This window comes from Nocardioides scoriae, assembly GCF_900104965.1.
GTDB lineage: Bacteria > Actinomycetota > Actinomycetes > Propionibacteriales > Nocardioidaceae > Marmoricola > Marmoricola scoriae.
The window spans coordinates 19,782-37,304 of record NZ_LT629757.1; the positions used below are offsets into that span (position 1 = coordinate 19,782).

Annotated in this window: 16 protein-coding genes; 10 read left to right on the plus strand and 6 right to left on the minus strand. The window is 74.3% G+C overall.

All coding sequences use genetic code 11. From position 1 onward, the window contains the following. Window positions 1–28: 28 nt before the first annotated feature. Complete coding sequence (locus BLU55_RS19265) at window positions 29–460, minus strand: ferritin-like domain-containing protein (RefSeq protein WP_157682642.1); 432 nt, start codon at window positions 458–460, stop codon at window positions 29–31. Further along, complete coding sequence (locus BLU55_RS19270) at window positions 445–945, minus strand: twin-arginine translocation signal domain-containing protein (protein WP_157682643.1); 501 nt, start codon at window positions 943–945, stop codon at window positions 445–447. The genes BLU55_RS19265 and BLU55_RS19270 overlap by 16 nt, the downstream gene beginning before the upstream one ends. Before the next feature lie 98 nt (window positions 946–1,043). Here BLU55_RS19270 and rimP point away from each other — a divergent pair, with 98 nt between their 5' ends. Beyond that, window positions 1,044–1,520: a ribosome maturation factor RimP gene (rimP, locus tag BLU55_RS00085; protein WP_091724938.1), complete on the plus strand. Its 477-nt coding sequence runs from the start codon at window positions 1,044–1,046 to the stop codon at window positions 1,518–1,520. Further along, entirely contained in the window at window positions 1,520–2,494 is a 975-nt protein-coding gene (gene nusA / locus BLU55_RS00090) for a transcription termination factor NusA (RefSeq protein ID WP_091724940.1), read from the plus strand. Before rimP ends, nusA begins: the two co-directional genes overlap by 1 nt. A gap of 15 nt (window positions 2,495–2,509) precedes the next feature. Here nusA and BLU55_RS00095 read toward each other — a convergent pair whose 3' ends face one another. Continuing rightward, window positions 2,510–3,487, minus strand: coding sequence for a GNAT family N-acetyltransferase (locus BLU55_RS00095; RefSeq protein ID WP_157682644.1), 978 nt, complete (start codon window positions 3,485–3,487; stop codon window positions 2,510–2,512). A gap of 81 nt (window positions 3,488–3,568) precedes the next feature. Between BLU55_RS00095 and BLU55_RS00100 the strand changes: the two genes are divergently transcribed. The 6 genes from BLU55_RS00100 (at window position 3,569) to BLU55_RS00125 (ending at window position 10,350) form a co-directional block, all read left to right on the plus strand. Next, on the plus strand, window positions 3,569–3,898 hold the full coding sequence (locus BLU55_RS00100; protein WP_269457928.1) for a YlxR family protein: 330 nt from the start codon (window positions 3,569–3,571) through the stop codon (window positions 3,896–3,898). Window positions 3,899–4,011: 113 nt separating this feature from the next. Next, window positions 4,012–6,933, plus strand: a complete 2,922-nt coding sequence (infB, locus tag BLU55_RS00105) for a translation initiation factor IF-2 (RefSeq protein WP_091724942.1) — start codon at window positions 4,012–4,014, stop codon at window positions 6,931–6,933. Window positions 6,934–7,094: 161 nt separating this feature from the next. Beyond that, window positions 7,095–7,583, plus strand: coding sequence for a 30S ribosome-binding factor RbfA (rbfA, locus tag BLU55_RS00110; RefSeq protein WP_091724944.1), 489 nt, complete (start codon window positions 7,095–7,097; stop codon window positions 7,581–7,583). Beyond that, window positions 7,580–8,476, plus strand: a complete 897-nt coding sequence (gene truB / locus BLU55_RS00115) for a tRNA pseudouridine(55) synthase TruB (RefSeq protein WP_269457929.1) — start codon at window positions 7,580–7,582, stop codon at window positions 8,474–8,476. The genes rbfA and truB overlap by 4 nt, the downstream gene beginning before the upstream one ends. A gap of 21 nt (window positions 8,477–8,497) precedes the next feature. Next, entirely contained in the window at window positions 8,498–9,451 is a 954-nt protein-coding gene (locus BLU55_RS00120; protein WP_091724945.1) for a bifunctional riboflavin kinase/FAD synthetase, read from the plus strand. After that, on the plus strand, window positions 9,448–10,350 hold the full coding sequence (locus tag BLU55_RS00125; protein ID WP_091724947.1) for a hypothetical protein: 903 nt from the start codon (window positions 9,448–9,450) through the stop codon (window positions 10,348–10,350). The genes BLU55_RS00120 and BLU55_RS00125 overlap by 4 nt, the downstream gene beginning before the upstream one ends. On the opposite strand, the gene BLU55_RS00130 is transcribed toward BLU55_RS00125, so the two are convergent. Genes BLU55_RS00130 through BLU55_RS00140 form a run of 3 tightly spaced genes read right to left on the minus strand, consistent with a single transcriptional unit; the run spans window position 10,326 to window position 15,045 of the window. Continuing rightward, window positions 10,326–10,946: a hypothetical protein gene (locus BLU55_RS00130; RefSeq protein ID WP_197681047.1), complete on the minus strand. Its 621-nt coding sequence runs from the start codon at window positions 10,944–10,946 to the stop codon at window positions 10,326–10,328. The genes BLU55_RS00125 and BLU55_RS00130 overlap by 25 nt on opposite strands. Further along, the gene (locus BLU55_RS00135; protein ID WP_091724949.1) at window positions 10,943–12,838 is read right to left on the minus strand and encodes an alpha-amylase family protein; all 1,896 of its coding nucleotides are present in this window, start codon (window positions 12,836–12,838) and stop codon (window positions 10,943–10,945) included. Before BLU55_RS00135 ends, BLU55_RS00130 begins: the two co-directional genes overlap by 4 nt. A gap of 41 nt (window positions 12,839–12,879) precedes the next feature. Beyond that, window positions 12,880–15,045 carry a molybdopterin-dependent oxidoreductase gene (locus BLU55_RS00140; protein ID WP_091724950.1) on the minus strand — a complete coding sequence of 722 codons (2,166 nt, stop codon included), beginning with the start codon at window positions 15,043–15,045 and terminating at the stop codon, window positions 12,880–12,882. 88 nt (window positions 15,046–15,133) lie between these two features. On the opposite strand from BLU55_RS00140, the gene BLU55_RS00145 reads away from it, so the two are divergent. Beyond that, window positions 15,134–16,852, plus strand: a complete 1,719-nt coding sequence (locus BLU55_RS00145; RefSeq protein ID WP_091724952.1) for an AMP-binding protein — start codon at window positions 15,134–15,136, stop codon at window positions 16,850–16,852. A gap of 183 nt (window positions 16,853–17,035) precedes the next feature. After that, window positions 17,036–17,311, plus strand: coding sequence for a 30S ribosomal protein S15 (gene rpsO / locus BLU55_RS00150; RefSeq protein WP_172833833.1), 276 nt, complete (start codon window positions 17,036–17,038; stop codon window positions 17,309–17,311). Window positions 17,312–17,523: the final 212 nt, after the last annotated feature.

Here is a 17,523-nt window from a genome sequence, read left to right on the forward strand (position 1 = left end):
CAGCCCGGCCGGGTCAGCCCGGGCCGGGTCAGCCCAGGCCGGGGAGGTCCACCGGCGCGCCGCCGAAGCCGAGCTCGCGCACGGCGCTGGTCGCGAGGGCGGCGACGGCCAGCCGGCGGTCGTCGCCGGCGGTGTTGGCGACCAGCTCGCCGTAGGTGTCGGTGACGCGGCGCTCCACGGTGCGGGCCACGGCCTGGACCTCGTCGGGGGTGCCGACGGGGCCGGGCAGCTCGTAGTCGGTCTGAGAGGCGACGGGGTCGACCTCGCGCCGGGCGAGCAGGGCCACGAGGCCGTCGCGGGCGTCGCGGTGGTCGGCGTACGCCTGCTGCAGCCGGGCGAACAGCACCGGCTGCTCGGAGGAGGAGGACCGGGCGCCGAGGATGCCGTAGAGGTAGACGGCCGCGTGCTCCGCGGCGAGCGCCTTCTGCAGCGCCTGCACCGGGGTCACGTCGCGGTCCACGTGGCCAGGCGCTGACCGGTGCCGGCCCCCATCGAGGCGAGCAGCCGGGCGAACTCGCCGCTCTGGGCCTGCACGGCCAGCTCGCCGAGCCGGGCCTGCAGCACCCCCTCGCGGCGGCGCAGCTCGCGCAGCGCGGCGGGGCGCCCGCCCGGGACGGCGTACGTCGGCGCGCTGGTCGACGGGGTGGCGCCCCCCGGCACGGCGTCGACGAGCGTCGCGACGTGGGCGCGGTGCATCGACAGCAGCGGGACGAGGTCGCCGCGGGTCGCGGGGAAGGTGGTGACCGTGGCCCGCAGCGCGTCGACCATCGCGCGCACGGCGGCCAGCGCGGTGGTCGCCACGGCGACGTCGGGGGAGGGGCTCGCCGGCCGGCGGGGGCGGTCCTCGCCCAGCGGCGCGTCGACCGAGCAGCCGGTCACCGAGGCGGCGGCGAGCGCCGCGACCCCCGCGGTGCCACCGGCCAGGAAGCCACGACGGGAGAGCACGCCGCGATCCTAGGCGGGCGCCGCCGCCGTGGCCGTCGCGACCCGTCGGGGGCGTTAGGGTTGTCCCTCCACAACAGCACAGCAGGGAGGTCTCGGACATGACCACGTCAAGCACCAGGGACCGCCTCACCGAGGCGCTGACCGAGCCGATGACCGCGCTCGGCCTCGACCTCGAGGCCGTCGACCTCTCCGCCGCCGGGAAGCGCAGCGTGCTCCGCGTGGCCGTCGACAAGGACGGCGGCGTCTCGATGGACGACATCGCCGAGGCGACCCGCGAGGTCTCGCGCGTCCTCGACGACGGCGACCTCATGGGGGAGCGCGCCTACACCCTCGAGGTGTCCTCGCGCGGCGTCGACCGCCCGCTCGCCCTGCCGCGCCACTGGCGCCGCAACGTCGGCCGGCTGGTCCAGGTCACCTTCGCCGACCCGGCCACCGAGGCCGTGACCGGCCGCCTGGTCTCCTCCGACGAGGACGGCGCCGGGCTGGAGGTCGACGGGAGCCCGCGACGGGTCTTGTTCGACGAGGTCGCGCGCGCCCAGGTCCAGATCGAGTTCACCAAGCACGAGGAGTCCTGATGGACATCGACATGACCCTGCTGCGCATGCTCGAGCGCGAGAAGGAGATCCCCTTCGAGGTGCTCGTCGAGGCGATCGAGCAGGCGCTGCTGACGGCGTACCTCCGCAGCACCGGGGCCCAGGAGAGCGCGCGCGTCGAGCTCGACCGCAAGAGCGGCCACGTCGTGGTGATGGCCCAGGAGACCGACGACGAGGGCAACGTGGTCGGCGAGTTCGACGACACCCCCGCCGGGTTCGGCCGGATCGCGGCGACGACGGCGAAGCAGATCATGCTGCAGCGGCTGCGCGACGCCGAGGACGAGCGCAAGTTCGGGGAGTTCCTCGGCAAGGAGGGCGACATCGTCTCGGGCCTGATCCAGCAGGGCCGGGACCCCAACGACGTCATGGTCGACCTGGGCCAGCTCGAGGCGCTGCTGCCGCCGGGCGAGCGCGTGCCGGGTGAGGACTACTCCCACGGCACCCGCATCAAGTGCCTGGTCGTGAGCGTCCGCAAGGGGATGCGCGGCCCGCAGGTGATGCTCTCGCGCACCCACCCCAACCTGGTCAAGAAGCTGTTCGCCCTCGAGGTGCCCGAGATCGCCGACGGCACCGTCGAGATCGCCGGGATCGCGCGCGAGGCCGGCCACCGCACCAAGATCGCGGTCCACACCCGGGTGCCGGGCGTCAACGCCAAGGGCTCCTGCATCGGTCCGATGGGGCAGCGGGTCCGCAACGTGATGAACGAGCTGGCCGGCGAGAAGATCGACATCATCGACTGGTCCGACGACCCCGCGACGCTGGTCGGCAACGCGCTGAGCCCCGCCCGGGTCTCCAGCGTCACCGTGGTCGACGCGGCCGCGCGCTCGGCCCGCGTCGTGGTGCCCGACTTCCAGCTCTCGCTCGCGATCGGCAAGGAGGGCCAGAACGCCCGCCTCGCCGCCCGGCTCACCGGCTGGCGCATCGACATCCGCTCCGACGAGGCCTCGACCGACTGAGCCGCCGGCGCACCCTCAGGTCCGCGGCTGGCGCTGCCAGGTGGTGAGCACGGGCCGGTAGCCCGTGCGCGCCCAGAACGGCGCCGACAGCGGGTTCGTGGCGCTGTGGTGCAGGGCGACCGTGCGCACGCCGGCCGCCGCGGCGCGCAGGTGCACCGTCGCGGCCAGCGCCGCACCGGTCCCGCCGCCGCGGGCGGCGGGATCCACGTGGAGCAGCCCCAGGTACGCCGTCGGCCCCTGCCCCACCGAGGTCGCGATCCAGTCGGAGTGCTCGGGCGGGCTGGCCCGGACCACCCCCACGACCGCGCCGTCGCGCTCGGCCACCCAGCTCCAGCCGGACCGGTCGGCCACGGCCTCCTCGACCTCGCGGCGCACGACCGGCTCGAGGCCGGTGCGCCGGGGCAGGATCCCGGCCCGGGTGTCGAAGGCCTGCACGGCCAGCGTGGCGGCGACGAGCGCCTCGACGTCGTCGCCGGTGGCGGGACGCACCCGCAGGCCCTCGGGCACCTCGGGCCGCTGCCGCGCGTCGGTCGTGGTGACCCGGCGCACGGCCGTCGTGGTGGTCGCGGCGAACCCCGCGACCAGCAGCGGCCGGGTGAGCACGAGGTCGCGGGAGGCGACGGTGACCTGGACCGCGAGGTCGGGCGGCAGCAGGTCGCAGGCGCGGGCCAGCAGGTCGGCGAGCTCCTCGACGGGCTGCTCGTCCCCGGACAGGCGGAGCTGGAGCCGGCCGACGCGGTCCTCGCTCCACAGCGCCCCGGTGCCCCCGGCGTCGGTGGCCACGACGTCGACCAGCGCCAGCGCCCGTCCGTCCGGCGCCCGGACCGCGCGGGCGTCCTCGCCCCGGAGGGGGGCCGGCACCCCGGCCAGGGGGTCGAGCGCCGCCACGCGACGCACGTGCGCGGCGTGGAGGGCGTCCAGGTCGTGCAGGTCGTGCAGGTCGTGCGGGTCGTGCGGGTCGCCCGGGTCCGGGAGGCGGGGTGCGTCGCTCACCTCACCAGGCTAGGAGCCGGGTCACCCGCCGCTGACCATCGGGTTAGGGCTGAGGGGCGGCTGCGGCTAGAGTGTCATGCGGTGGATTCACTGCTGGGCGACACACGACACGAGGACGGTCCCGTCCGGACCTGCGTCGGGTGCCGGCAGCGAGCCACCAAGCGTGAGTTGCTGCGAGTGGTCGCTCGCTCGGACTCCGACGACCAGGACGCCTCCTGGTCCGTCGAGCCCGATCCGACCGGCTCCGCCGCAGGCCGTGGGGCGCACCTGCACCCCACCGACACGTGCCTGGCCCTGGCCGAGCGCAGTCGGGCCTTCGCTCGCGCCCTGCGCCACGACGTGCGGGGCCGAGGGGTCCTGCGCCTGGACCGGCTCCGGGAGCACCTCGCGGCCCGCACCACCACGAACTGACCGAACGAGAACGGGAGCATCCGCTCATGAGCCTGCGATGACGACTTCGCGATGAGCATGCACATCAACTAGCGGTTCGACCTCCTGGACGGGGTACGGACCAGGAGGAAAACGTGGCAAACACCAGAGTCAGCGATCTCGCCAAGAAGTACGGCGTGCCGAGCAAGCAGGTCATCACCCTGCTCGGTGAGCTCGGCGAGTTCGTCAAGGCACCGTCGTCGGGCATCAACCCGCTCGTCGAGAAGCGCTTCAACGACACCTACGGCGACCAGCTCAAGGCCTCGGCCGAGGCGACCGCCGCCAAGAAGACGGCCAGGAAGGCACCTGCGTCGGCCCCGGCCGCCGCCCCCGCCGAGACGCCGGCGCCCGCCGCTGCGCCCAGCGCGGAGCCCGCCCCCGCCGACGCCCCGGCCCCCGCTGCCGAGGCCCCCGCCGCGGAGAGCGCTCCCGTCTTCCGTCCCGGACCGCGTCCCGGACCGCGTGCCCCCAAGGCGCCCGAGCCCGAGCCCGCCGTCGAGCAGCCGGCTGCCGCCGCCCCCGAGGCCCCGGCCGCGCGGGCGTCCCAGCCCGACGCCGGCGGTCAGGAGGCCCCTGCGGCCCCGACGCCCCCCGCGGCCGACGCCCCGGCCGCCGCGGCGCCCTCCCCGGGTGCCGGCTTCAAGCCCGGTCCGCGACCGCCCCGCCCGGGCGCCCCGCGCCCCGGCAACAACCCCTTCAGCTCCACCCAGGGCATGGGCCGTCGTCCGGCGCCCCGTCCCGGTGGTGCCGCGCCGTCCTCGGACGCCCCGGCCCCCGCGGGCAACGACCAGCAGCGGCCGCCGCGTCCCCCCGCGGCCCGTGACGGCATGCCCCGCCCCAACCCGGCGATGATGCCCAAGTCCCCGGCCGCCTTCGGCGGCGGCCCCGGCGGTCGTCCCGGCCCCGGCGGACGCGGTCCCGGTGGTCCTGGTGGCCCCGGCGGCGCTCGTGGTGGCCCGCCCGCTCGCGGCGGTGCCCCGGGTCGCGGCGGCTTCGGCGGCGGCGCTCCCGGCATGGGCGGCGGTCCCGGTGGTGCACCGGGTCGTCCCGGCGGTCCCGCCGGGCGCGGCCGTCCCGGCCAGCGCGGCAGCACCCAGGGCGCCTTCGGTCGCCCCGGTGGCCCCTCGCGTCGTGGACGCAAGAGCAAGCGCGCCCGTCGTCAGGAGTTCGAGGCCATGCAGGCCCCGACGATCGGCGGCGTGCGGGTCCGCAAGGGCGACGGCGAGACCGTCCGCCTGGCCCGCGGTGCCTCGCTGACCGACTTCGCCGAGAAGATCGGCGTCGACGCCGCCTCGCTGGTGCAGATGCTGTTCCACCTGGGCGAGATGGTCACCGCGACCGAGTCGGTCAACGACGAGACGCTGCAGCTGCTCGGCGACGAGCTCAACTACACCGTCGAGGTCGTCTCCCCCGAGGACGAGGACCGCGAGCTGCTCGACTCCTTCGACCTGCAGTTCGGGTCCGACGAGGGCGACGAGGACATGCTCGAGGCCCGTCCGCCGGTCGTGACCGTCATGGGTCACGTCGACCACGGAAAGACCAAGCTGCTCGACGCGCTGCGCAGCGCCAACGTCGTCGACAAGGAGGCCGGTGGCATCACGCAGCACATCGGTGCCTACCAGGTCGCGGCCGAGGTCGACGGCGACGAGCGTCGCATCACCCTGATCGACACCCCCGGTCACGAGGCGTTCACCGCCATGCGTGCCCGTGGTGCCCAGGCGACCGACATCGCGATCCTCGTGGTGGCGGCCGACGACGGCGTCATGCCGCAGACGGTCGAGGCGCTCAACCACGCCAAGGCCGCCAACGTGCCGATCGTGGTCGCGGTCAACAAGATCGACGTGCCCGCGGCGGACCCGACCAAGGTCCGCGGCCAGCTCAGCGAGTACGGCCTGGTCCCCGAGGAGTACGGCGGCGACACCATGTTCGTCGACGTCTCCGCCCGGGAGCAGCTCAACCTCGACAAGCTGCTCGAGGCCGTCGTGCTGACCGCCGACGCGTCCCTCGACCTGCGCGCCAACCCCGAGCAGGACGCCCAGGGCCTGGTCGTCGAGGCTCACCTGGACCGCGGTCGCGGCCCGGTGGCCACGATCCTGGTCCAGCGCGGCACCCTGCGCGTGGGCGACTCGATCGTCGCCGGTCCGGCCCACGGCCGCGTCCGCGCCATGATCGACGAGCACGGCGAGAACATCGAGGAGGCCTACCCCTCGCGCCCCGCGATGGTGCTCGGTCTGTCCGGCGTGCCCGGCGCGGGCCAGAACTTCATCGTGGTCGAGGACGACCGCATGGCCCGCCAGATCGCGGAGAAGCGCGAGTCGCGCGAGCGGGCGGCCATGCAGGCCAAGCGCCGCGTGCGCCGCAGCCTCGAGGACTTCATGGCCTCGATGGAGAAGGGCAAGAGCCAGGAGCTCAACCTGATCCTCAAGGGCGACGTGTCCGGTTCGGTCGAGGCCCTCGAGGACTCGCTGGCCCAGATCGACGTGGGCGACGAGGTGACGCTGCGCGTCATCGACCGCGGTGTCGGTGCCATCACCGAGACCAACGTCGACCTGGCCGCGGCCTCCGACGCGATCATCATCGGGTTCAACGTCCGCCCGCAGGGCAAGGCGACCGAGATGGCCGACCGCGAGGGCGTCGAGATCCGCTACTACTCGGTGATCTACAACGCCATCGAGGAGATCGAGGCGGCGCTCAAGGGCCTGCTCAAGCCCGAGTTCGAGGAGTCGACCCTGGGCCAGGCGGAGATCCGTGCGATCTTCCGCAGCTCCAAGATCGGCAACATCGCGGGCTGCATGGTCACCGGCGGCGTCATCCGGCGCAACGCCAAGGTCCGGCTCATCCGCGACGGCTCCGTGGTCCAGGACAACCTGGACCTCGCCTCGCTCAAGCGCGAGAAGGACGACGCGTCCGAGGTCCGCGAGGGCTTCGAGTGCGGTCTGGTCCTGCGCGGCTTCAACGACATCAAGGAGGGCGACATCGTCGAGGCCTTCGAGATGAAGGAGATCCCGCGGGGCTGACCCTGCGCGACGCACGACCCGCGGCACCTCGCGTGGCGGCGGCGGTTCCCAGGTCCGCCTGGGAACCGCCGCCTGCCCGGTGTCGCAACACCGGCTGAGTGGCGGTCTCCCGAGCGACCTCGGGAAACCGCTCCCGGCCACGAACCAGCGAAGGAACCCCCATGGCAAGCCCCCGCGTGCGCAAGATCGCCGACCGGATCAAGGTCGTCGTCGCCGAGATGCTCGAGCGTCGCGTCAAGGACCCGCGTCTGGGGTTCGTCACCATCACCGACGTGCGCGTCTCCGGTGACACCCAGCAGGCCACCATCTTCTACACCGTGCTGGGCGCCGAGGCCGACCTCGACGGCACGGCTGCGGCCCTGGCCTCGGCGCGCGGCCTGATCCGCTCCGAGGTGGGCAAGCAGCTCGGCACCCGTCACGTGCCGACCCTGGAGTTCATCCACGACGCGCTGCCCGAGACCGCGCGCCAGATCGACGACCTCCTCGACCGGGTGCGCGCCAGCGACGCCGACCTGGCCCAGAACGCCACCGGCGCGACGTACGCCGGCGAGCCCGACCCCTACCGGAAGCCCCGCGAGCAGGACGACCTCGACGAGGACGACGCCGAGCGGGGCGACGAGGGCGACGCGCAGGACGACCCCCGGGCGTGAGCCCCGCCGCCGCGCGACCCGAACCGACCCCGGGCCTGGTCGTGGTCGACAAGCCCGGCGGGATGACCTCCCACGACGTCGTCTCCCGCGGTCGCCGGCTGCTCGGCACCCGCAAGGTGGGCCACGCCGGCACGCTCGACCCGATGGCCACCGGCGTGCTGGTGCTCGGCGTCGGCCGAGCCACCCGGCTGCTGGGCCACCTGCTGCTGTCCGAGAAGGCGTACGCCGCCACGGTGCGGCTGGGCGCCACCACCACGACCGACGACGCCGAGGGCGACCTGCTGGTCGCCCGGCCGACCGGCCACGTCACCGACGACGACGTGCGCCGCGTCCTGGCCGGCTTCGTCGGCGAGCTCGACCAGGTGCCGTCGGCGGTCTCGGCCGTCAAGGTCGACGGCAAGCGGGCCTACCAGCGGGTGCGCGACGGCGAGACGGTCGAGCTCGCGCCCCGCCGCGTCACGATCCACGACCTCCAGGTCCACGACGTGCGCCTCGGCGAGGACCACGTCGACGTCGACCTGTCGGTGCGCTGCTCCAGCGGCACCTACGTCCGCGCGATCGCCCGCGACGCCGGCGAGGCGCTCGGCGTCGGGGGCCACCTGACCGCGCTGCGCCGCACCTCGGTGGGGCCGTTCGGCCTCGAGGTCGCCCGCACCCTGGAGGAGCTGGCCGAGAGCCCCGGGGTGCTGCCCATCCACGAGGCGGCCCGGATCGGGTTCCCCGGCGTCGACCTCGACGACGCCCAGGCCACCGACGTGCGGATCGGCCGACGCCTCGACCTCGACCTCGGCCACCCCGGACCGGTCGCCCTGTTCGCCCCCGGGGGTGCGTTCCTGGCGCTCTACGAGCAGGCGGGCGAGCAGGCCCGGGCCGTCGCGGTCTTCACCGGCTGAGGTCGTCGGTAGGGTTTCGGCGTGCGCATCTGGCGATCCCTCGACGACGTGCCCGCCGACCTCGGCGCCACGGTGGTGACGATCGGCAACTTCGACGGCGTCCACCTCGGTCACCGGGCGGTGCTGCGCCGCGCTCGCGAGCGGGCCGACCGCGACGGGCTGCGCGTGGTCGCGGCCACCTTCGACCCGCACCCGATGGCGGTGCTGCGGCCCGACCACGCGCCGCTGACCCTCACCGACGTCGAGCGGCGCTGCCTGCTGCTGGGCGAGGCCGGCGTCGACGACGTCTTCGTGATCCCGTTCTCGCGCGAGATCGCCGCGTGGACGCCGCAGGAGTTCATCGACCGCGTGCTGGTCGACGGCCTCCACGCCGCCGCCGTGGTGGTGGGGGCCAACTTCCGCTTCGGCGCCCGGGCGGGCGGCGACGTCGCCCTGCTGCGCGAGGTCGGCCGCGAGCGCGGGTTCACCGCCGAGGGGATCGAGCTCGACGGCGGTCCGCAGGTGTGGTCCTCGACCTACGTCCGCACCTGTCTGGCGGCCGGCGACGTCGAGGGCGCCGCCGAGGCGCTGGGCCGCGCCTTCACCGTCATCGGCCAGGTCGTGCGCGGCGACCAGCGCGGCCGCGAGCTCGGCTACCCCACGGCCAACGTGCCGACCCAGGGGATCGCCGCTCCCGCCGACGGGGTGTACGCCGGCTGGCTGCGCGTCCTCGACACCACCGACCCGCTCGCCGGTCAGTCGCTCCCGGTCGCGATCAGCGTCGGCACCAACCCGACCTTCGAGGGCGACCGCGAGCGCCGCGTCGAGTCGTTCGTGCTCGACCGCAGCGACCTCGACCTCTACGACCGCACCGTGGAGGTGGCCTTCGTGGCCCACATCCGCGGGATGGTCCGCTTCGACGGGGTCGAGCCGCTGCTGGAGCGGATGGCCCTCGACGTCGAGCGCACCCGCGAGCTGCTCGGCCTGGTGCCGTGACCGAGCCCGGTCCCGGGCCGGCGCACGTCCACGACGACCACTGGTTCGTCGAGCACGGCCTGCCCTGGTTCGTGCCCGAGCGCCGCGAGCGTGCCCACCGGGCGCTGCACAGCCCCCGGGTCGTCCTCGGCCTGGCGCTGGTGGCCGCGGCCAGCCTGCTGCTCGGCGGCCTGCTCGCCTGGGCGACGGGCTCGCCCAGCCTGGCCCCGGCGTCGCTGCTGACCGCGACGGGCGTGGCGGCGGTCGCCTACGCCGGCACGGCGCTGGGCGCGTGGCCGATCGCCCGCTGGGCGGTGCTGCGCACCCTGGGCAGCCTGCCGATGCTGTTCCCCCTGGTGACACGGGCGCTGCCGCTGCTGCTGCTGTTCATCACGTTCCTGTTCGTCAACGCCGAGGTGTGGCAGCTCTCGGCCACCCTCGACGGCGGCGTGCTGTGGCTGACGGTGCTGCTGTTCGCCGCCATCGGCGTGGTGTTCCTGCACACCCGGCTCGCCGAGGAGCTCGACCGCGTCGACGACGCCGCGGGCGCCCCGCAGATCCACGGCCTGGAGAAGGCCAACCTGATCCTGGTGCTGATGATCGCCCAGGCGGTCCAGGTGCTGCTGCTCGCCGTGACGGTGTTCGCGTTCTTCATGGTCTTCGGCGGCCTGGTGATGACCCACACGGTGCAGGAGGCCTGGACCCAGCAGGACGCCGTGCAGGCGCTGCCCTGGGCCGACAACCTCTCGGTCGAGCTGGTGCAGGTCTCGGTCTTCCTGGCCGCCTTCTCGGGGCTCTACTTCACCGTCTACGCCGTCACCGACGAGACCTACCGCGACCAGTTCTTCACCGAGATCAAGGCCGAGCTCGACCGGGCCGTCGAGGTCCGCGCGGCCTACCTGGCCGAGCGCTCCCGCTGACGGGACTGGTGCCGGGGCTGCTGGCGGGTGCGTCGCCGGACCGCGGGGTCGTCGCCGGTCGCCAGCGGGATCCGCAGGTCCCAGGCGCGCACGCCCCCGTCGGCCCACAAACGGGCCGCGCTCAGCCGCAAAACGCGGGTCGCGGCCAGCACCAGCACGGCGGCCAGGGGCAGCTCGACGAGCAGGGCGGTCACCACCGACCACACCCGGTCGTCGCCGTGGGCGGTCATCACGTCGAACCAGGCGTCGCAGACCAGCAGCACGCCGGTCGTGAACGACGTCAGCACCACCAGCTGGCGTCGCAGCCACCCCAGCACCGCCGTGGCGGCGAGCATCGCGACGAGCAGCAGGTCGAACCCGACCCAGGTGCGGTCCCAGTTCTGCGCGGCGTACTCCCGGGGCAGGGTGAGGGCCAGGTAGACGACCCACGGCACCAGCACCACGGCGGAGGTGACCGTCAGGGCCACCCACACGTCGCGGGTGCGGCGCAGCCAGCGCTGCGACGGCACGATCTCCTCGACCGGGCGGGCCAGCCGACGGATCAGGTCGCGCCGCTCCTCGGGGGACAGCACCGCGATCTCGGCGTCGGTGATCATGGCTCCAGTGTGAGCCACACCGCCTGGTAGGGGTCGAGCTCCACGGCGTGGTCCCAGGTCTGGCCCGAGCGGGGGCGTCGACCGGTGACCCGGTCCACGACGCGGCCCGCCACCAGCCCGACCGAGTCGAGCACCTCGCCCGGCACGTGGGCGGGCCGGGGCGTGACGTTGTAGGCGCCGAGCATCGTGCCCAGCGGGTGGCGCCGGGCGACCAGCAGCACGCCCGGGTCGCGGGGCTGCAGCACCTCGGAGGCGACCGCGGCGTGCAGGTGGGGCAGCGCCCTCCGGGCGGCCAGCAGCCGCCGCAGGTCGGCGTTGACCCCGTGCTCGTCGGGGAGGTCGCCGCCGTCGGCGGGCCACGGCATCACCGGGCGGTGCGCCCAGCGGTTGTCCTCGGCGTGCTCGGGCACCGCGTCCCAGTCGGGGTCGGTCAGCAGCCCGAGCTCGTCGCCCATCCACAGCACCGGCAGGCCGCCGTGGCCGAGCACCAGGGCGTGGACCAGGCGGATCCGGGCCGGGGCGAGGGGGTCGCCGACCTCGAGGCCGGCCAGCGAGGCCAGCGAGCCCGAGATCCGCCGGTCGCGGGTCTGCTCGTTCTCCTGGAAGACCAGGCCGCGGGCCCACGAACCCGGGAAGTCGCCGGAGTAGAAGTCCGACAGGAACGCCCGGTGGCCGTGGCCGGTCACCCCGACCGCCGCGGCGTCCGCGTCGTCGATCGCCCAGCCGATGTCGTCGTGGCAGCGGGCGTAGGTCACCCAGGCGGTGGTCGACGGCGGCGCCGGCAGCTGGCGCAGCGCGTGGGAGGCGAGCGCGACGTCCTGGCTGGCCAGCATCGACCAGACCTGCACCATCAGGCTGTTGTGGTAGGCCAGGTCGCTCACCTTGCCGTGGTGGCGGCCCCGCCCGAGGTAGGCGACGAGGTCCTGCGGGCCCACGATCGCCTCGGCCTTGAACAGCGTCGCGGGGCAGGCGATCCGGGCCACCGTGCGCAGCGCCTGGGTCAGGTCGTGCACCTCGGGCTGGTTCTGGCAGCTGGTGCCCATCCGCTTCCAGGTGAACGCGATGGCGTCCAGCCGGAACACCTCGACCCCGTGGTTGGCCAGCTCGAGGATGATGTCGGCGTACTCGCACAAGACGTCGGGGTTCGACCAGTCGACGTCCCACTGGTAGTCGTTGAACGTCGTCCAGACCCAGCCGTCGAGCTCCTCGTCGAAGCTGAAGCTCCCGGGTGCGAAGTCGGGGAACACCTCGGGCAGGGTGCGCTCGTAGGCGTCGGGCAGCTCGCGGTCCTCGAAGACCAGGAAGTAGTCGCGGTAGCGCTGCTCGCCGGCCCGCGCCCGCCGCGCCCACTCGTGCTCGCGGGCGACGTGGTTGAGCACCAGGTCGAGGCACAGGCTGATGCCCTGGCCGCGCAGCTCGGAGGTGAGGTGGCGCAGGTCCTCGACGGTGCCGAGGTCGGGGCGCACGGTGCGGTAGTCCATGACCGCGTAGCCGCCGTCGTTGGGCGCCGGTCGCGGCAGCAGCAGGGGCATCAGGTGCAGGTAGCGCACCCCCAGCCCCTGCAGGTACGCCGCCCGGTCGGCGACGCCGGCCAGGTCGCCGGCGAACCGCTCGGCGTACGCCGCGTAGCCGATCGTCTCGGGCCGCTGGAACCAGTCGGGCGCCAGCTGGCGCCGGAGGTCGAGCGCGTGCAGGTCGTCCGAGCGCGCCGCGAAGGCCTGCGCCGCGAGCCCCAGGAGCCGGTCGCGGACGGCGGCCGGGTCGGCGTACAGCGGCGCCAGGGCGGCCTCGAGGTCGGGCAGCCAGCGCTCCACGCGCGCGGCGAACACCTCGCGGCGGTGGGCGGGCAGGCCGGCCAGGACGTCGAGGACGGGGGCGACGGGATCGGGCACGGGAGGAGTATGCCCGGCCGTCCGGGACCCCGGACCGGGCGTCACGAGGCCGCGGCGACCGTCACCGGGACGCCGTTGAGCGCGGCGTTGCCCGAGACGTCGAGGCGCTCGGGATCGGTGAGGTCGTTGACCGACACCCCGGCCAGCTTGGAGGCCGAGGCGAGCAGGACGCCGTCGACCTGGTGGCCGTAGCCGTGGGGCAGCGAGACCACGCCGGGCATGACGTCGTCGGTGGCGACGACCTCGGTGGTGACCGCGCCGACGCGGGAGGCGATGCGGACCAGGTCGCCGTCGGACAGGCCGCGGGCGGCGAGGTCGTCGGGGTGCATCAGCAGCTGGTGGCGGGCCTTGCCCCGGGTGAGCCGGGGCGTGTTGTGCATCCAGGAGTTGTTGGTGCGTTGGTGCCGGCGCCCCACGAGCAGCAGCTCGTCGTCGCCGGTGGCCGTGTCGGCGAGCCACGCGCGCAGCCGGTCGAGGTCGGCCAGGACCAGGTCGGGCGCGAGGTGCACGAGCTTGTCGCGGGTCTGCAGCCGTCCGGGCAGCACCGGTCGCAGCGGGCCGAGGTCGACCCCCTCGGGGTGGGCCCGCAGCGCGCGCAGGGTGGTGCGGCGACCGGCGAGGAGGAGCAGCTCGACCAGCCGGGTGGGGCTGGTGGAGAGCACGGCCCGGTCGGAGAGCCCCGCGACCAGACGCGAGGCCCGCCGGCGCAGGCCGCCGCTGGAGGGCGCCGCGCGACGGGCGGCGACGCGCAGCGCGAGGTCGCGGAAGATCTCCCAGTCGTGGCGGGCGCCCTCCGGCTTGGGCAGCACCGCGGGGGAGAAGCGGGCGGTGTTGCGCACCGCGAGGGCGTGGAAGACGAGGTCGTAGTGGTCGCGCTCCAGCGCCGAGGTGGGCGGCAGCACCACGTGGGCGTGGCGGGTGGTCTCGTTGAGGTAGATGTCGATGGCGACCACGTGCTCGAGCCCGGCGACCGCCTCGCCCAGGCCCCGGCCGTCGGGGGTCGAGAGCACCGGGTTGCCGGCCACGGTGAGCAGCGCCCGCACCTGGCCCTCGCCCGGGGTCGTGATCTCCTCGCGCAGCGCGCTGACGGGCAGCTCGCCGGAGAACTCCGGCAGGCCCCGCACGCGGCTGCGCCACGCGCCGAGGTGACCCCGGCCGACGAGGCCGCGGGCGACCAGGTCGATCGCGGGCTCGGTGAACATCACGCCGCCCTCGCGGTCGAGGTTGCCGGTGAGCACGTTGAGCAGGTGCACGGCCCACTGCGCGAGCGAGCCGAACCCCTGGGTCGAGAGCCCCATCCGGCCGTACACCGCGGCCCGCTCGGCGGCGGCGAGCTCGCGCGCCAGCCGACGGATCTCCTCGGCGTCGAGGCCCGAGGCGGCGGCGGCCACCTCCGGGGTGAGGTCGGCGACGGCGAGCCGCACCGCCTCCAGCCCCCGGACGTACGCCGGCGGCGTGGCCAGGCCCTCGGCCAGCACGACGTGGACCATGGCCAGCAGCACGGCCGCGTCGGAGCCCGGCCGCACGAAGTGGTGCTCGTCGGCCACCTTGGCGGTCTCGGTGCGCCGCGGGTCGAGCACCACCATCCGGCCGCCCCGGGCCCTGAGCTCGCGCACCCGGCCCGGGAAGTCCGGCACCGTCATCAGGGAGCCGTTGGAGGCCATCGGGTTGGCCCCGAGGACGAGGAAGAAGTCGGTGCGGTCCAGGTCGGGGACCGGGATGAGCAGCTGGTGGCCGTAGAGCTGCCAGGCCAGCAGCTGCGCGGGGAGCTGGTCGACCGAGGTGGCGCTGAAGGTGTTGTGGCTGCGCAGCGTCTTGGCCAGCCGGGTGCCGTGGGTCATCGCCCCCAGCGAGTGGACGTTGGGGTTGCCGAGGTAGACCGCGACGGCGTCGCGCCCGTGCTCCTGCTGCACCCGCACCAGCCCGTCGGCGGCGAGGTCGAGGGCCTCGTCCCAGGAGATCTCCTCCCAGGTGGCGTCGGGGCCCTCGCCGACGCGGCGCACCGGCCTGGTCAGCCGGTCCGGGTCGGCCTGGACGTCGGCGATCGCCACGCCCTTGGGGCAGACGTGGCCCCGCGAGAGCGGGTCGTCGGGGTTGCCGCGCACGCCGGTGACGCGGGGGCCGTCCGGGTGCCGCTCGACGGTGAGGACGAGGCCGCAGATGGCCTCGCACAGGTTGCAGGCCGTGAGCACCGTCTCGGTCGTCATGGCGGCATCCTCGCACGCAGCGGGGACTGCCGCCGGGGCCCGCGAGGTGCCAGGGTGGGCGCACCTGCTCACCGCCGGAAGGACCCCGATGACCACCGATGTGACCGCGCTCTACCGCGACGCCCGCGACCGGCTGCTGGCCTGGAACGGCGACCACGAGGCGGCCGTCGCGCAGTTCCGCTACCCCGAGGTCACCGGCACCTTCAACTGGGTCTGCGACTGGTTCGACGTCGTCGCCGAGGGCAACGACCGGCCCGGGCTGGTCGTGGTCGCGGAGGACGGCTCCAGCACCTCGCACAGCTTCGCCGAGCTCCACGACCGGTCGCTGCGGGTGGCCGCGTGGCTGCACGACCTCGGCGTGCGCCGGGGCGACTCGGTGATCGTGATGCTCGGCAACCGGGTCGAGCTGTGGGAGTCGATGCTGGCCGTGATGCGGCTCGGCGCGGTCGTGATGCCGACGACCACCGCGGTCGGTCCGGCCGACCTGACCGACCGGATCGCGCGCGGGGCGGTGCGCCACGTCGTCGTGGACGCGGCCGCCGTCGGGAAGCTCGACGGCGTCGCGGGCGACTGGACCCGGATCGCCGTGGGCGAGGCCGAGGGCTGGCACCGCTTCTCCGACGGGTACGCCGCGGCGCCGAGCGAGCTGGGCCACCCCGGCACCCAGGCCCAGGACCGGCTGCTCCTCTACTTCACCTCGGGGACGACCTCGCGGCCCAAGCTGGTCGAGCACACCCAGGTCTCCTACCCCGTGGGCCACCTGTCGACGGCGTACTGGCTGGGGCTGCGTCCCGGCGACGTCCACCTCAACATCTCCTCCGCCGGCTGGGCCAAGCACGCGTGGTCCTGCTTCTTCGCGCCGTGGATCGCCGAGGCGACGATCGTGGTCCTCGACTACGCGCGCTTCGAGCCGACCTCGCTGCTGGCGCGGCTGCGCGAGCACGGCGTCACCACCTTCTGCGCGCCGCCGACGGTGTGGCGGATGCTCATCAAGAGCGACCTGGCCGGCGGGCCGGGGGCGCTGCGCGAGCTGATCGGCGCCGGCGAGCCGCTCAACCCCGAGGTGATCGCCCAGGTGCAGCAGCAGTGGGGGATGACGCTGCGCGACGGCTACGGCCAGACCGAGATGACCGCCGCGGTCGGCAACACCCCCGGCTCGGTGGTCAAGCCGGGCTCGATGGGACGTCCGCTGCCGGGCGTGCCGGTCGTGCTGGTCGACCCGCTGTCGGGCGCGCCCGTCGAGGGCGCGGGGGAGGGCGAGATCTGCCTGGACCTGCGCGCGGGGCACCCGCTGCCGCTGATGACGGGCTACCAGGGCGACCCCGAGCGCGACGCCGAGGCCATGGCCGGCGGTTTCTACCACACCGGCGACCTCGCGAGCCGCGACGAGGACGGCTACATCACCTACGTCGGCCGCACCGACGACGTCTTCAAGGCCAGCGACTACAAGGTCAGCCCCTTCGAGCTGGAGTCGGTGCTGATCGAGCACCCCGCGGTGGCCGAGGCGGCCGTGGTCCCCGCCCCCGACGCGGTGCGGCTCGCCGTCCCCAAGGCCTACGTCGCCCTCGCCGCCGGCCACGAGCCCACCCGCGAGACCGCGCTGTCGATCCTGCGGCACGCGCGCGACCAGCTCCCGCCGTACCTGCGGGTGCGCCGCCTGGAGTTCGCCGAGTTGCCCAAGACCATCTCGGGCAAGATCCGCCGCGTCGAGCTGCGCGGGCTCGAGGAGGACGCCGTCGCGGAGGCGGTCGGCCGCCCCGCCGAGTGGCGCTACGAGGACTTCGAGGAGCTGCGCGCCGCGCGCTGACGGCCCCGACGACGCACGATTTCGGCCCGCCCGAGGCCCGCTGCTAGCATGGAGCGGTTGTCCGGGCACGTCGTCAGCGACGTGGTCACCCGGGCAGCACCCGCCGTAGAACGGCCGCGGAACAAGAGTGCCCGGGTGAACAGGCCCCGGCGCGCCGCGCAACGAGCAGAGAGGCAGTCAGACGTGTCCATCGGCACCGACGCAGAGACCAAGAAGAAGATCATCGCCGAGTACGCCACGGTCGAGGGCGACACCGGTTCCCCCGAGGTGCAGGTCGCGCTGCTGACGCACCGCATCTCGCACCTCACCGAGCACCTGAAGAAGCACAAGCACGACCACCACAGCCGTCGTGGCCTGCTGCTGCTCGTCGGCCAGCGCCGTCGCCTCCTGAACTACATGGAGAAGAGCGACATCGAGCGCTACCGCTCGATCATCGCGCGCCTCGGCCTGCGACGCTGAACCACCGGACGGCTCACCCTGCGGGGTGAGCCGTTCGTGCTAGAACACAACTGCACACCCGATTCCCACCTCAGGAGTGGTCCGCGAGCCTTCGGGCCCGGTCCTCGGTAGTAGGGATTGGTGTCCTCCTCCACGAGGACCGGCGCGTCGGTCACGGACCGCGCCGCCGCCGGCACCAGTCCCTTCGATCGAAGATCGGCCCACCACGCGGC